This is a genomic window from Rathayibacter sp. Leaf299, assembly GCF_001423055.1.
Taxonomy (GTDB): Bacteria; Actinomycetota; Actinomycetes; order Actinomycetales; family Microbacteriaceae; genus Rathayibacter; species Rathayibacter caricis.
Map to the genome: position 1 here is coordinate 60947 of NZ_LMNT01000006.1, position 13246 is coordinate 74192.

The window sequence follows — 13246 nt, forward strand, 5'->3', positions numbered from 1 at the left end:
GTTCTCCTTCTCGTCTCGGGGGTCAGTCGTTGTCGCGGTAGTCGGCGGGCGTCTCGCTGCGGTCGTGCAGCGCGTAGGCGGCCGGGTACAGGTCGAGCGCTCGCGCGACGTCGACCGGCACGACGACGTAGGCGCCGGAGGCCATGTAGCCGATGCGATCCGCGGGCAGGGGCTCGACGGGCTCGAAGTGCTGCAACGTCACCCCGGGAAGCCCCGCGCGGCCCTCGCGGGTGATCAGGTGCACGGCTGGGGTCTGCTCGGTCACCGGGTCGCGGCCACCGGCGCCGACGATGACCACCTGACGGGCGGTGCGGCTGATCCCGTCCGCTCCGGGTCCGTGGTACTCGCTCTTGATGACCTCGGTACGGGTGCCGCGCTGCTGGCTCATGGTGTGTCTCCCTCTGGCTGATCGTTTTTCTTTGCCTCTCCGGCGGGGAAAACCGTTTGAGTGGAGGCGGCGGAGTGACGCCGATCACGGGCGAAATAAGCCCGCAGGGCGCGTCCGGGATCGGTGGCACGCAGCCGCCGGAGCGAAATAGGTTGAGACCGCGGAGAGGTGAAGAAAACGGGGGAAACGGGCCGCGCAGCGGCCTCCAACCCGCGGCGTTCCGTCGCCGCTGCGCGAGTGCAGCTCGCGCCCCGGAACGGGACGCTGGGGAGCGTGAGGGGCCGCCCCTCACGAGCCGGCGCCGCCGGCTCACCTGCCACTCCCCCACGCAGGTCCCGCGGATCAAATACTCATGACGTCATTCACTCATTTGAGCTAATGAGTAAATGAGTTAGTGAGGTTCCGGCCAGTGCGACGATGGAGGCATGTGGGAGCTGGCACACCGGACGCGCGCGGAATCGGCATCAACGGTGGTGCGCAGCAGCGCGGCGACGAGCGCCGCGGCGATCGCGGAAGTGCGCGCAGCGATCCCGGAGGATCACGTCATCCTCTACGCGCTCCGCGTCGAGGATGAGTCATTCTACTCCGCTTCGTAAGTTGCGAGACGGCGGGGCATCCTCGGAGCGGTCTGAATGATCGCGGCTGCACGGGCGAGATTGGGTCCGATGGCGTCGGCTTCGAGGACGCGGCCGGTGCGGCGGTTCTCGCCTTCGCCCCAGGCGACGGTGCGCTCGTAGCCGACGACGATCACAGCGTCGCCCTTGTGGAGGGAGGCGAGCACGTGCTCGCCCAGCTCGAACTTCGCTTCCACGAAGTGCGTCGTCGGCGCCTCGTGAGCGGTCCACTCTCCCCCGCGGAACTCTCCGGTGTTCTCGATGACGCGCAGCTTCACGATCTGCACGCGGCCGGCCTGTACGGCCTCGGGGTCGGCGGCGAGATTGCCGGTGATGGTCCTGGTGCTCATCTGTCGTCTCCTGCTCGTGCGGTTCGTTCGTCCCGTCGACGTCGACGGGATCTCTTTCGCGGCGTCGGCCGCGGGGGTGTCTGTCGGGGCCGGCTCGATGCCCCAGGACGCCAGAGCGTCGCGTCGGGTGACCTCGACCGGCGGCTCGGACAGCGCTCGGCGCTGTTCGAGCTCGGCGCGCGTCGAGGCGTAGGCCGGAAGGCGTCGCTCGTCGCCGTAAGCGGCGCGGTAGAGCCGATCGGCCAGGAAGTCGAGCGCGTCGATTTCTCCCTGCCGATCGGCCTGCCCAGCGAGATACCCGGCCCGGTACTCGTCATTCGAGGCGTCCGGCCTGGTCATGCCGCATGCTTCTCGATGAGGTCCGGGCGGAAGCCCGACCAGTGGTCCTGGTCGCCCGCGACGACCACGGGAGCGGCGGAGTAGCCCAGCTCCTCCGTGATGTACGCGAGCGCTGCGGGGTTTGTCGTGATGTCCACGACGGTGTACTCGATGCCCTTCTTCTCGAGCACCCGGTAGGTCATCGTGCACTGCACGCACGACGGCTTCGAGTAGACGGTCAGCGCCATGAGTCTCACTCTCCTTCCGGGTGGTGGGCGTCGCCCTCGTCGTCGTCGGTCGCGTGCTCCGTGATCCACAGGTCCGCGGCCTCGTCTCGTTCGAATGCTCGCAGGAGTCCAGCCAGCGCGTCGACCTCACCGCAGTTGAGCCGCGGGGCCAGGTCATCGGCCAGCTCTCCGTGCGAGAACACGGACACGAACTCGGCCAGCGCCTCGGGAAGGGTCGGCGTCTGCATCGGGGTGGTGGTGGTGGTCATGGTCTGCCCTCTCTTCGCCTCTCCCCCACGTTTTTTTGCCGTGATTCTCAATCAGATTTGTCAAGCCAGCGGGGGTGGTCTTGCTCGTCTGTTCTTCCTTCTCTCCCAGCGTTTTTTGCCTGGAAGGCACGTAGTGCCGAGCAGGGTCGGAGGCGGGAGCGCAACCCGGAGGGCGGAGGAGGAGATGTTGTCGGCGCGATGTGAGGGAGCGCAGCGACCGCGTGCCGAGAACGTCGGAGGAGCCGGCCGCGCAGCGGCTTGCGTGGACGCCGCAGGCCCGTACGCTGCCGAAGGCTTCCAGGCAAAATGCGCGCAGCGCTCAGCACCGCCGCCGACGGAGGTCGGCGTCCGCTCGTGTCCGTGAACCGCGACGCTCGTCGCGGCGGCTCTCAGTGGTCTTCGGTGAGGTGGCGGTAGATGGTGCCGCGGGAGACGCCGAAGGTCTCGGCGATCTGCTGGACCGTGTACGTCTTCTCTTCGTACATCGCGCGCGCCTGCTTCGCCTTCGTGGGCGTCATCTTGAAGCGTCCGCCGCCCTTGCGACCGCGGGCTCGAGCGGCGGCGAGGCCGTCGTGGGTGCGCTCCACGATGAGGTCGTGCTCGAACTCGGCGATCGCGGCGAGCATGTGAAAGAACAGCCGCCCGCCCGGAGTGGTGGTGTCGATGCCCTGGGAGAGAGCCTTCAGTCCGACGCCGCGCTGTTGGAGGCCGTCGGCCACCTCTTTCAGGTTCCGCACGGACCGTCCGAGGCGGTCGAGCTTGGTCACGACGAGGGAGTCGCCCTCGCGGAGGTAGTCGAGAGCGTCCTCGAGCGCGGGACGCTTCGCGAGCACTCCGGAGGCGTGCTCCACGAAGACCTTCTCGCAGCCGGCGGCCGTGAGCGCGTCGGTCTGAGCGTCAGGGTTCTGGTCTCTGGTCGAGACGCGCGCGTATCCGATCGCAGCCATGAGCTGACTGTACTGCGAACGTAGGTCACGGGTCATAGGTCTCGGACACGAGTTGTGGAACACGACGCGCCGATCGCGGCGGTGCGCTGCCCGGCCGTCTCATGAACGATCGTTCGCGAACACCTCGGCAGTGGTCGCTCAAATCGATTTCTGTCGATAACATCGGTGCATGCCGATTGATCACGTGCGGGGCACCTCTGCCGCCGTCTCCCTCTTTCACTCTTTGGCCGACCCGAAGCGTCTCCAGATCGTGCGGCGACTTCAGCATGGTGAGGCTCGGGTCAGTGATCTAGTGGCGGAGCTGGGCGTGGCGCAGTCGACGGCTTCTGAGCACATGAGCTGCCTGCGCGAGTGCGGCCTGGTCGTGGGGCGTGCAGAGGGACGGCAGGTGTTCTACTCGTTGGCCCGTCCGGAGCTGATCGATCTTCTCGAGTCCGCTGAGGCACTTTTGGAGGCGACGGGGTTCCAAGCGGATCTGTGCGGCACGTTCGGGGCGGAAGCACGGAGCGCACGTGACGTGGACGCTGCCGCATCGGAGGTCCGTCGGGGCGTGGAAGTGGCGCCGTGATCGGCACTATCGCGGCGGCAATCGGACTGTTCGCTGCGACGAACATCGATGACATCGTGGTTCTGACGGTGCTGTTCCTCGCGTCCGCCCGTGGCTCGCTGCCGGGCTGGAAGGTTGTGGCGGGGCAGTACCTCGGCTTCGCGACTCTCGTCGCGATCAGCGTCGTTGCCGCCGCCGGGTTGACGATCATCCCGGATGAGTGGGTGGGGCTTTTGGGCCTGATCCCGCTGGCGATCGGTCTGTACGGGCTCATCCGCACCCTGCGCAGCAGGGGCGATGATGACGACGACGATGACGAGAGTTCGATCAGTGCGGTCGGGCTGCTGGGCGTTGCGGGGATCACGATCGCGAACGGCGCGGACAACATCTCCCTCTACACGCCCGTATTCCGCACGAGCCCGATCGCGGACACGGTGGTCACGATCATCGTGTTCTTCCTCCTCGTCGCGGTGTGGTGCCTGATCGCTCGCGTCGTCGGCACGAACAAGACGGTGACCGAGCTGTTGGAGAGGGTCGAGCACTGGCTCGTGCCTGCCGTATTCATCGGCCTGGGTCTGTTCATCCTGATCGAGTCGGGTGTTCTGCCTCGACTCCTCGAGCTGTTCTGATGCCCGCCACGCGCAGGCTCGTCCTCCGAGTGGCTTTCATCGCTGCGCTGATTGCGGCCGCGTTCGGTCTTGATCAGCTCACGAAGAGCTGGGCCCTGACAGCGCTGGAAGACGGACGCACGATCGAGCTCGCTCTCGGAGCGCGGTTCGAGTTGATCTTCAACCCCGGCGTCGCCTTCGGGATGGGCTCCGAGCTGGGACCTGCACTGGCGGTCGGACTGATCGTCATTCTTGTGACCCTCACGGTGTGGGTGTTCGTGCGGACCATCCGCGGGGCTCCGCTGGGTGGACCGGCACTTCTCGCTCTCGCCGCCGGCGGTGGCGCAGGGAACATCTGGGACCGCATCAGCCGAGCCGCGGACACGCCGCTGGGCGGAGAGGTCGTCGACTTCATCGCGGTCGACTGGTTCGCGATCTTCAACGTCGCCGACATCTTCACCACCTGCGGCATCGCCGGCTGGGCCCTCTTGCAGGTCTTCGGCAGAGCGGACGCGCCCCAACCACAGACGAGCGAAACCTGATCGAGGCGCAGCCCTGAGCCTCACCGTTCGCCGGATCACGGCGCCGTCCCCTTGTTTCTGCCGACCACCGGCCTGACAGAAAGCACCACCCGTGAAAACCAGCACCAAGGTCAACCTGATCGCCATCGCCGCGGCTGTCTTCGTCGTCGCGGTCATCGCCGCGATCGCGATCTTCCGGCCCTTCTCCGCCTCCCGCGAAGAGGTCGCCGCCGCGACGCCCGTCCTCGAGCAGAACACCCACATGCTCGATCAGGCGGAGGACGGGAAGGTGACGCTGGTCGAGTTCCTCGACTTCGAGTGCGAGGTCTGCGCGGCCGTCTACCCGACCATCGAGCAGCTGCGTGAGGAGTACGCAGGCCGGGTCACCTTCGCGACCCGCTACTTCCCGATTCCCTCGCATCGCAACTCCGAGAATGCCGCTCTCGCCGTCGAGGCAGCAGCGCGGCAGGACCGGTTCGAGGAGATGTACGACCGGATGTTCCAGACGCAGGCGAGCTGGGGCGAGAGCCAAGACTCCAAGGCCGACGTGTTCCGCGGCTTCGCGGAGGAGATCGGCCTCGACCTGGAGCAGTACGACGCGGATGTGGCCGACCCGTCGACGCTCGAGCGGGTGCGCTTTGATTTCGAGGCGGGCAAGGACCTGGGGGTGCAGGGCACGCCGACGATCTTCGTCAACGACGAGGCGATCCAGCTCGAACGCCTCGAAGACATCCAGGCCGCTCTCGACGCCGCTCTCGCCTCGTGAGCGCCCTCAGCCGCCGCGCCCTGCTGGCCCTTCCCCCGCTCGCGATGATCGGCATCGGGACCAGCGGATGCGCGCGGGACGACCTCGCGGAGCAGTACCGCGGCGGGTCGAACAAGAACTACGTCGCCGGTGACGGCACCGTCATCGAATGGCCTGTCGGCAGCCGCGGCGAGCCGGTCGACTTCGCCGGAACGAGCGAAACGGGCGACGCGATCAGCTCCGAGGATTACCGCGGGCAGGTGCTCGTCGTGAACTTCTGGTACGCCGCCTGCGCCCCTGCCGCGCCGAAGCACCCGACCTGCAAGCGCTGCACGAGCAGTACGACGGGAACGGAGCGGCGTTTCTCGGTGTCAACGTTCGCGACCAAGCCGACACCGCCACCTCGTTCGCGAACACCTACGGCATCACCTACCCCTCGATCATCGATACCGACGCCGCCGTGGCCCTCGCGTTCTCTGGGAAGTTCGCCGCGAACGCCGTCCCTACCACCCTCGTGCTCGACGTCGACGGCCGACCCGCCGCGCGGATCCTCGGCCGGGTCACCGCCCGCTCCATCCTCGACACCCTCATCGCGGACACCATCGCGGAGGCGGCCTCGTGAACTGGGGAGAGGCTGTGTTCAGCGGCCAACTCCTGCTCGCCGCGCCCATCGCGGTCCTCGCCGGCCTCGTCTCGTTCGCGTCCCCGTGCGTGCTCCCCCTCGTCCCCGGCTACCTCGCCTACATCGGCGGAAACCCCGACCTCGCCACAGGCAGCCGGCGCCGCCTCGTCGCCGGAGTGGGCCTGTTCATCGCCGGTTTCGCCGTCGTCTTCATCGCCTACGGCGCCGCGTTCGGCGCCCTCGGGACATGGCTGCTCGAATGGCAGGACACCGTCACCCGCATCCTCGGAGTGCTCGTGATCCTCATGGGCGTCGTGTTCATCGGGCAGGTCCGGTTCCTGCAACGCACCATCCGCCCCCGCTGGAAACCCGCGACCGGACTCGCCGGAGCACCCCTGCTCGGTGTGGTGTTCGGGCTCGGCTGGACACCCTGCTTCGGGCCCACCCTCGCCGCGATCTCCGCGCTGAGCCTGGACGGCGCCTCCGCCGGCCGCGGCGCGTTCCTCGGCCTGCTGTACTGCCTGGGCCTGGGACTGCCGTTCCTGCTGATCGCCCTCGGATTCTCCTGGGCCGCCACCGCGACCAGCTTCCTCAAACGCCACATCCGCACCATCAACCTCCTCGGCGGAGGGCTACTCATCCTCATCGGCACCGCCATGGTCAGCGGCCTGTGGACCCAGTTGATCTACCGCCTCCAGAACCTGATCAACGGATTCGTCCTCCCCATCTGACCCGTCACCCCCGCCCCGAGAGGACCACCGAATGAGCGCACTCACCCCCGCCGAGACCGAACAGCTGACCCGACGCGGGCTGCGCCTGGCGCAGTTCACCGTCGCCTACAACGTCATCGAGGGCATCGTCGCGATCGCGGCCGGTATCGCCGCGGGACTCGTGTCCGTGATCGGGTTCGGCATCGACTCCGGCATCGAGTCGATCGCCGCCGTGCTGGTAGGGCTGCGCCTGGCGGCGCGGCTGCGGCATGGTGAGGCGGACGAAGCGAAGGAGCGGCGCACGTTGAAGTTCGTCGCCGTGACGTTCTTCCTCCTCGCCGCCTACGTGAGCATCGAGGGCATCCGCAGCCTGATCGCGGGTGACGCTCCCGAGTCCTCCCCGGTCAGCATCGTGCTCCTGATCCTCTCGATCATCGTCATGCCGGTCCTTGCGGCGGTGAAAACGCGTGTCGGGAAGAGGCTCGGAGACCCCCTGATCCTCGCGGACGCAGCGGAGACTCGGATCTGCGTGCTGTTGAGCGTCTCCACCCTCGTCGGGCTCGTCCTCTACGCCCTCACTGGAGCCGCGTGGCTTGACCCGGTTGCAGGGTTCGTCATCGCTCTCTTCGCCATTCACGAGGGACGCGAGGCCTGGGAAGGCGAGCTCGTAGAAGACGACGATGACGATGACTAGAGCGGGCGCCGACAGGCGAGCCACGAGCGGGCTGACGATCGATGTTCCGGGGCAGACACCCTCAACCTCAGAAGTGCTCTCCTCGGGTGCGACGCGCACGGCGGGAGGATGATCGGAGAATGATGATCGAGGTTCTTCACATCGACGACTGCCCGAACTGGAAGGACGTCGGCCCTCGCCTGGACCAGGCGCTGAAGTCCACCGGCCACTCCGACATCCCCGTCACCTACCGGCTTCTGGCGACACCGGAGGACGCCGCCGGCGTCGCTTTCGCGGGTTCCCCGACGATCACCCTCGACGGGGAAGACCTGTTCCCGTCGGGCGGGCGGACCACGGATCTTGCCTGTCGGATCTACTTCACGCCGAGCGGGCTGGCGGGTCTTCCGACGACGGAGCAGCTCGTGGAAGCGATCGCTGCCCGTGAACCCTGATTCCTCCGTCACCTGTTCCTGCTGCGGACGGGCCCGCCGTCGACGTCAGGTTCACGCACTCAACGATGGCGCCGCGTACGTGTGCCGGCGGTGCGGGCTCTGGATAGCGCTGCGCCCGGGCAGCGATCACCCCCGCGCCTCCTCATTGTCTCGGCGCTGACACGCCGGAACTCAACGCCGGTCAGGTCGTTCGGGTTGCTCTCAGCCCGAGCCGGGTGCGGCCGCGAGGCTTGAGGACGGACAGGGCGGTGATAACCACGAGAACGACGGTGCCGCCGGCGGTCGCGACGACCAGTTGCGTGCGGGTTCCCTCGAGCGTGGAGGGGATGAGCCCGTGGCGGGCGGCGAGGGACATCGTCTCGATGAGGCGCGTGTGCAGCAGGAGGACTGCGGTTGCGAAGACACTCAGCCACAGCTTGATCGCCACCCAGTAGTGGCGCACCAGTCCCCAGTGCGTTCCGAGGCCTTGCAGGATTCCGGTGGCGAGGGAGGCGAGGGCGAACGGGATGATGACGAACGTCCCCAGCGGGTCCAACGCCAAGTAGGCGCTTCGGACCGTGAAGGGGTCGCTGCTGGTCGCTCCGACGAGCGCGATCGCGAGGAACGCGCCCACCGCGCCGAACCAGCCCACGGACACCAGGACGTGGACGGTGAGGGCGACTCGGCGAGCTCGCGGGCCGAGCATCATCAGTGATTCATCATCTGCGCCCCGCCGCCGGTGAGCAGGTGCACGACGATGAAGCCGATCGCGAGGACGACGACGACGACCATGAACACCTTCACCCAGCGGGGGCGCTCCGGGACGGGCGACGGCGTGCCAGACGGGTTGGAGTCACTCATGCGCTCAGCCTAGGCACCCGCCCAACCCATCCCGTATCGATGTGGTGCGTTGCCCCTGCCCCGACATCTTCGGTCAAGTCGGGAATCTTCCGCCCGATCACCCCGTTGTCTGATACCCCCGGGGGGTATACCGTCGGATCAGGCCGGAAGCGGCCGGAAGGAGTCATGATGGCGCAGCACCACCTGCACGATGACGAGCACGAGAGTGCTCACCGCACCGTCGAAGCACGCGACGTCGACGCGGGAAGGACAGGTCATCACGTGAGTACGGCCCCTGACGGGCACGCCGGGCACCAGATGCGCGGAGCGCCTGATCCTCACGCAGGCCACAACATGACGGCGGGCGCTGCCGGCCACGGCGGCCACGGCGGCCACGGCGGCCACGGCGATCATGTCGGCCAGTTCCGGCGGTTGTTCTGGATCATGCTGGTGTTCGCGGTGCCGGTGGTCGTGTTCAGCGGCATGTTCTCGATGATCCTGGGCTACTCCCTCCCCGACGTTGCGGGGGTCGGCTGGATCTCGCCGGTGCTCGGGACGGTGATGTACGTCTGGGGCGGCCGGCCCTTCCTGCAGGGGGCGGTGTCGGAGCTGCGCTCGAGGACGCCGGGGATGATGCTGCTGATCGCTCTGGCGATCACGGTCGCGTTCCTCGCGTCGTGGGGTGCGAGCGCGGGGCTGCTGGATCACGAGCTGGACTTCTGGTGGGAGCTGGCGCTGCTGATCGTGATCATGCTGCTCGGGCACTGGATCGAGATGCGCTCTCTCGCGCAGACGTCCTCGGCGCTGGACTCTCTCGCGGCGCTGCTGCCGGATGAGGCGGAGCGGGTGCGCGAGGGTGAGGTGGAGAAGGTGTCTCCCGCGGACCTGGTGCAGGGGGATGTCGTGGTCGTGCGTCCCGGCGGCCGGGTGCCGGCGGACGGCCGGGTGCTGGAGGGCACCGCGGACGTGGATGAGTCGATGATCACCGGGGAGTCCCGCCCGGTCAGTCGCGGCCCGGGATCGATGGTCGTGGCCGGCACGGTCGCCACGGACACGGCGTTGCGGGTGGAGGTGACGGCCGTCGGCGACGACACCGCTCTCGCCGGCATCCAGCGCCTGGTCACGGAGGCGCAGAACTCGTCCTCCCGGGCGCAGCGCATCGCTGATGTTGCCGCCGGGTGGTTGTTCTGGTTCGCGTTGGGCGCGGGAGTGATCACCGCGATCGTGTGGTCGCTGCTGGGCAGTCCCGACGAGGCGGTGATCCGCACCATCACGGTTCTGGTCATCGCGTGCCCGCACGCGCTGGGACTCGCGATCCCGCTGGTGGTGTCCATCGCGACCGAGCGGGCCGCGAAGGGCGGCGTCCTCGTCAAGGACCGTCTCGCGTTGGAGAGCATGCGCACGGTGACCACGGTCCTGTTCGACAAGACGGGCACCCTGACCAAGGGCGAGCCGACGCTCGCCGCCGTGCACACTGTCGACGGGGTGAACGAGGAGCAGCTGCTCGCGGTCGCTGCGGCGGTCGAGGCGGACAGTGAGCACCCTCTCGCTCGGGCGATCGTGGCAGCCGCGAACAGCCGCGGCGTGCGGGTGCCGGCAGCGACCGGTTTCCAGGCGTCGACCGCTGTCGGCGTCACGGCGCAGGTCGAGGGGCGTGCGGTGAGCGTGGGCGGTCCGTCGATGCTGCGCGCGCACGACGCTGCCGCGCTCGAGCAGACGCGCGCGTGGGAGGCGGAGGGGATGATCATCCTCCACGTCCTCGCCGGCGGTCGGGTCATCGGGGCTCTCGGGCTCGCGGATGAGGTGCGGGAGGAGTCCCGGCAGGCTGTCGACGCGCTGCACGCGATCGGCGTGCAGGTGGTCATGATCACCGGCGACGCGGAAGCGGTCGCCCGCACCGTGGGCGAGGAGCTCGGCATCGACCGGGTGTTCGCCGGCGTGAAGCCGGAGGACAAGGCCGCGAAGGTCATCGAGTTGCAGCGCGAGGGCCGACGGGTCGCGATGGTCGGTGACGGCGTCAACGACGCTCCCGCTCTCGCGCAGGCCGACGTGGGAATCGCGATCGGCGCAGGCACCGATGTCGCGATCGCATCCGCCGGGGTGATCCTGGCCTCCGATGACCCCCGGTCGGTGCTGTCCGTGATCGAGCTGTCCCGGGCCAGCTACCGGCAGATGAAGCAGAACCTGTGGTGGGCGGCCGGCTACAACCTCCTCTCCGTCCCCCTGGCCGCGGGAGTGCTCGCGCCGATCGGGTTCGTGCTGCCGATGTCGGTCGGGGCTCTGCTGATGTCCGCGTCCACGGTCGTCGTCGCCGTGAACGCGCAGCTGCTGCGCCGCCTGGAGCTGTCCCCGCAGGCCAGCACCCGCGCCGCGCGCGAACGCGACACCAGCCCAGTCCGTCACGAGGAGGGCCGCAGTACCGTCCAGGTGCGCCCGTAGTCGCCGGAGGCGACCACTCCGCGCTCGTCGGCGGCAAGGACCCACTGTTCTTCGCCGTCGACGAGCGCGAACGCCTCCGGCTGCCCCTCGAGGGTTCCGTGGCTCTGCCAGGAGCCCTCGAGAGTTCCCGTCCACAACGTCCCGTCGACGTCGACACCGACCAGCTGCCCGCCGGCACTGCCGTCCACGAGGAACAGGGCGGGCGCGCCGGAGACGGGCCGGAACGTGACCGCGGCGTCCTCGCTGACCTGTAAGCCCGTCTCGGTCGTCGCGAACACCCGGTCGGGACGCTCGGGGTCCACGGTCAGATCGCGCAGCGGCAGTTGCGCAGACGGGGTCCATGCGGCGCCGGAGTCGTCGCTGCGGAGGATGACGCCGCGGCTCGCGTCGTACCCGTACACGCGGGTCGCCGCATCGGTGAGAGCGACGGTCGCGAGGTCGTGGAAATCCGTCTCCCCACTCAGGGACACCGGCTCCCAGGTCGCGGCCGCATCGATGCTGCGGATCAGACCCAGGTTGGGTCCTGGCGCGGACCTGTCGGCGGGGTCGGGATGCCCGGAGGCGTAGAACACTCCCTCCGGGGTGATCGTGAACCCCATCGTGTCCTGCGCCCGGCCGGCGACCGGCCCTCCGCCCGCTTCGTCGTCGGTCGGGGTGGGGCTGGCCGGGTAGGTGTCCGGGAGGGTGTCGGTGGGGATCACCCACACTCCCGAGTGCGCAGCCGCGTAGGTGAGCCCGGTCACCGGATCCCAGCCCAGCCCGTGCACGTGCTCCAACCCTGCCGGCGCGGCCACGAGCGCGCCCGTCTCCACGCGGCCTGACGAAACGCAGCCGGTGAGCAGCGCCACCGTCACGGCGGCGCCGACGATGACGGCGAGACGCCGCGTGCGGCGCGAGCGGTGCCCGCAATGCTCAGCCAAGGCCGACACCCAGATCGCTCATGAAGCCTTCCGGGTCCACGGGGCTCCCGTCCACGCGCGTTTCAAAGTGCAGGTGACAGCCGGAGGAGGCGCCGGTGGAGCCCACGAGAGCGATCAGGTCGCCGGCGGCGACCGTGTCACCCACGTCCACGAGCAGGTCGCTGTTGTGCGCGTAGCCGGTCTCGATGCCGTCGCTGCTCGCCAGCAGGATCCAGTTGCCGTAGCTGCCGGCGTAGCCGGCTTCCTCGACCGTGCCGCCAGTCGCTGCGACCACCGGGGTTCCGCAGGGGGCGGCGAGGTCGGTGCCCTTGTGGAACGCGCTCACGCCCGCGACCGGGGCATCCGGGCGAGGACCGAACGTGCTCGAGATGCGCCCCGCGACCGGCACCCGCCAGGTAGCGGACGCGACCTCGCTGTCCTCAGTGGATGCGGCGGACTCTTCTGATGCGTCGTCCACGAGTTCCGTGGCGACGGCGGCGGTCACCAGCACCTCGGGTTTGGCTTCCGCGCCGAACGTGTCCCGGGTGACGGTGAGCTGCACCGCGCCGGCCGCGACGAACGTCTGCGGCTGCGCCTCGCTGACGGCCAGGGTCGTGGTCTTGGTCGGGGTGCCGTCGACGGCGAACGCGGGCATGGAGGAGGTCACCGCGATCATCGTGACGAGAGTCATCGCGGACATCCCAGCCAGGCGCGGCCGCATCGTGGCCGTGCCCGGCGGGGCCGGGCGCGGGCGGGCCGCGACGCGGGCGGCGTGCTGCAACGCCTGCGCGTCGGCTCGCGAGGGCGCCGTGTACGTCACCCGGCGTCCGAGCGTGAGCGCAGCCTGCCGCGGGGAGGCATCGCGGGTGCGGGTTCGGGTGCGGTGCACGTCGCGGCGGCGCGGGTCGCTCGTCGGCGTCGACGCGGCGCTCACCGGGCGACTCCCGAGCGAAGCGGACGGGGGTGAAGAGGAAGGCGGTGCATAGGGGGACGTTTCTGGTTCGAGCGCCCTCAGAGGGCGCGAAGAAGTAGAGGGTGGGGATCGCCAGGTACGGCGACCCCCACCGGGGCGCGGCGGTAGCGCGCACGGGCGCGACG

At 68.9% G+C, this 13246-nt stretch carries 18 protein-coding genes; 9 read left to right on the forward strand and 9 right to left on the reverse strand.

What is annotated here, in order from left to right; all coding sequences use genetic code 11:
- Positions 1-22 precede the first annotated feature (22 nt).
- The 5 genes from ASF48_RS17425 to ASF48_RS17445 form a co-directional block, all read right to left on the reverse strand.
- A complete protein-coding gene (locus ASF48_RS17425; RefSeq protein WP_055794442.1) occupies positions 23-388 on the reverse strand; it encodes a hypothetical protein in 366 nt (121 codons plus the stop codon).
- A gap of 580 nt (positions 389-968) precedes the next feature.
- Positions 969-1691, reverse strand: a complete 723-nt coding sequence (locus ASF48_RS17430) for a single-stranded DNA-binding protein (RefSeq protein WP_055794444.1) — start codon at positions 1689-1691, stop codon at positions 969-971.
- A complete protein-coding gene (gene nrdH, locus ASF48_RS17435; protein ID WP_055794446.1) occupies positions 1688-1918 on the reverse strand; it encodes a glutaredoxin-like protein NrdH in 231 nt (76 codons plus the stop codon). Before nrdH ends, ASF48_RS17430 begins: the two co-directional genes overlap by 4 nt.
- A gap of 5 nt (positions 1919-1923) precedes the next feature.
- Positions 1924-2166 carry a hypothetical protein gene (locus ASF48_RS17440; protein ID WP_055794449.1) on the reverse strand — a complete coding sequence of 81 codons (243 nt, stop codon included), beginning with the start codon at positions 2164-2166 and terminating at the stop codon, positions 1924-1926.
- Between the two features lie 389 nt (positions 2167-2555).
- Entirely contained in the window at positions 2556-3113 is a 558-nt protein-coding gene (locus ASF48_RS17445) for a recombinase family protein (RefSeq protein ID WP_055794451.1), read from the reverse strand.
- Between the two features lie 169 nt (positions 3114-3282).
- Here ASF48_RS17445 and ASF48_RS17450 point away from each other — a divergent pair, with 169 nt between their 5' ends.
- The 8 genes from ASF48_RS17450 to ASF48_RS17485 all read left to right on the forward strand — a co-directional run bounded on the left by ASF48_RS17450 (position 3283) and on the right by ASF48_RS17485 (position 7991).
- On the forward strand, positions 3283-3681 hold the full coding sequence (locus tag ASF48_RS17450; protein ID WP_055794452.1) for an ArsR/SmtB family transcription factor: 399 nt from the start codon (positions 3283-3285) through the stop codon (positions 3679-3681).
- Positions 3678-4289, forward strand: coding sequence for a cadmium resistance transporter (locus tag ASF48_RS17455; protein ID WP_055794455.1), 612 nt, complete (start codon positions 3678-3680; stop codon positions 4287-4289). Before ASF48_RS17450 ends, ASF48_RS17455 begins: the two co-directional genes overlap by 4 nt.
- A gap of 29 nt (positions 4290-4318) precedes the next feature.
- Complete coding sequence (locus ASF48_RS17460) at positions 4319-4810, forward strand: signal peptidase II (RefSeq protein WP_162238049.1); 492 nt, start codon at positions 4319-4321, stop codon at positions 4808-4810.
- Positions 4811-4901: 91 nt separating this feature from the next.
- Complete coding sequence (locus ASF48_RS17465; protein ID WP_082481720.1) at positions 4902-5555, forward strand: DsbA family protein; 654 nt, start codon at positions 4902-4904, stop codon at positions 5553-5555.
- 148 nt (positions 5556-5703) lie between these two features.
- Positions 5704-6156: a TlpA family protein disulfide reductase gene (locus tag ASF48_RS17470; protein ID WP_327205451.1), complete on the forward strand. Its 453-nt coding sequence runs from the start codon at positions 5704-5706 to the stop codon at positions 6154-6156.
- The gene (locus ASF48_RS17475) at positions 6153-6887 is read left to right on the forward strand and encodes a cytochrome c biogenesis CcdA family protein (RefSeq protein WP_055794458.1); all 735 of its coding nucleotides are present in this window, start codon (positions 6153-6155) and stop codon (positions 6885-6887) included. The genes ASF48_RS17470 and ASF48_RS17475 overlap by 4 nt, the downstream gene beginning before the upstream one ends.
- Positions 6888-6918: 31 nt before the next feature.
- Complete coding sequence (locus tag ASF48_RS17480) at positions 6919-7560, forward strand: cation diffusion facilitator family transporter (protein ID WP_055794460.1); 642 nt, start codon at positions 6919-6921, stop codon at positions 7558-7560.
- Positions 7561-7679: 119 nt separating this feature from the next.
- Positions 7680-7991, forward strand: coding sequence for a hypothetical protein (locus tag ASF48_RS17485; protein ID WP_055794463.1), 312 nt, complete (start codon positions 7680-7682; stop codon positions 7989-7991).
- A gap of 181 nt (positions 7992-8172) precedes the next feature.
- On the opposite strand, the gene ASF48_RS17490 is transcribed toward ASF48_RS17485, so the two are convergent.
- Positions 8173-8679: a hypothetical protein gene (locus ASF48_RS17490; RefSeq protein ID WP_055794465.1), complete on the reverse strand. Its 507-nt coding sequence runs from the start codon at positions 8677-8679 to the stop codon at positions 8173-8175.
- Positions 8679-8831, reverse strand: a complete 153-nt coding sequence (locus ASF48_RS19545; RefSeq protein WP_157603228.1) for a hypothetical protein — start codon at positions 8829-8831, stop codon at positions 8679-8681. Before ASF48_RS19545 ends, ASF48_RS17490 begins: the two co-directional genes overlap by 1 nt.
- Before the next feature lie 333 nt (positions 8832-9164).
- On the opposite strand from ASF48_RS19545, the gene ASF48_RS17500 reads away from it, so the two are divergent.
- Entirely contained in the window at positions 9165-11249 is a 2085-nt protein-coding gene (locus ASF48_RS17500) for a heavy metal translocating P-type ATPase (protein ID WP_442965582.1), read from the forward strand.
- Here ASF48_RS17500 and ASF48_RS17505 read toward each other — a convergent pair.
- Positions 11210-12169 carry a F510_1955 family glycosylhydrolase gene (locus ASF48_RS17505; RefSeq protein WP_146078441.1) on the reverse strand — a complete coding sequence of 320 codons (960 nt, stop codon included), beginning with the start codon at positions 12167-12169 and terminating at the stop codon, positions 11210-11212. The genes ASF48_RS17500 and ASF48_RS17505 overlap by 40 nt on opposite strands.
- Positions 12162-12824, reverse strand: coding sequence for a M23 family metallopeptidase (locus tag ASF48_RS17510; RefSeq protein WP_146078442.1), 663 nt, complete (start codon positions 12822-12824; stop codon positions 12162-12164). The genes ASF48_RS17505 and ASF48_RS17510 overlap by 8 nt, the downstream gene beginning before the upstream one ends.
- Between the last annotated feature and the right edge of the window lie 422 nt (positions 12825-13246).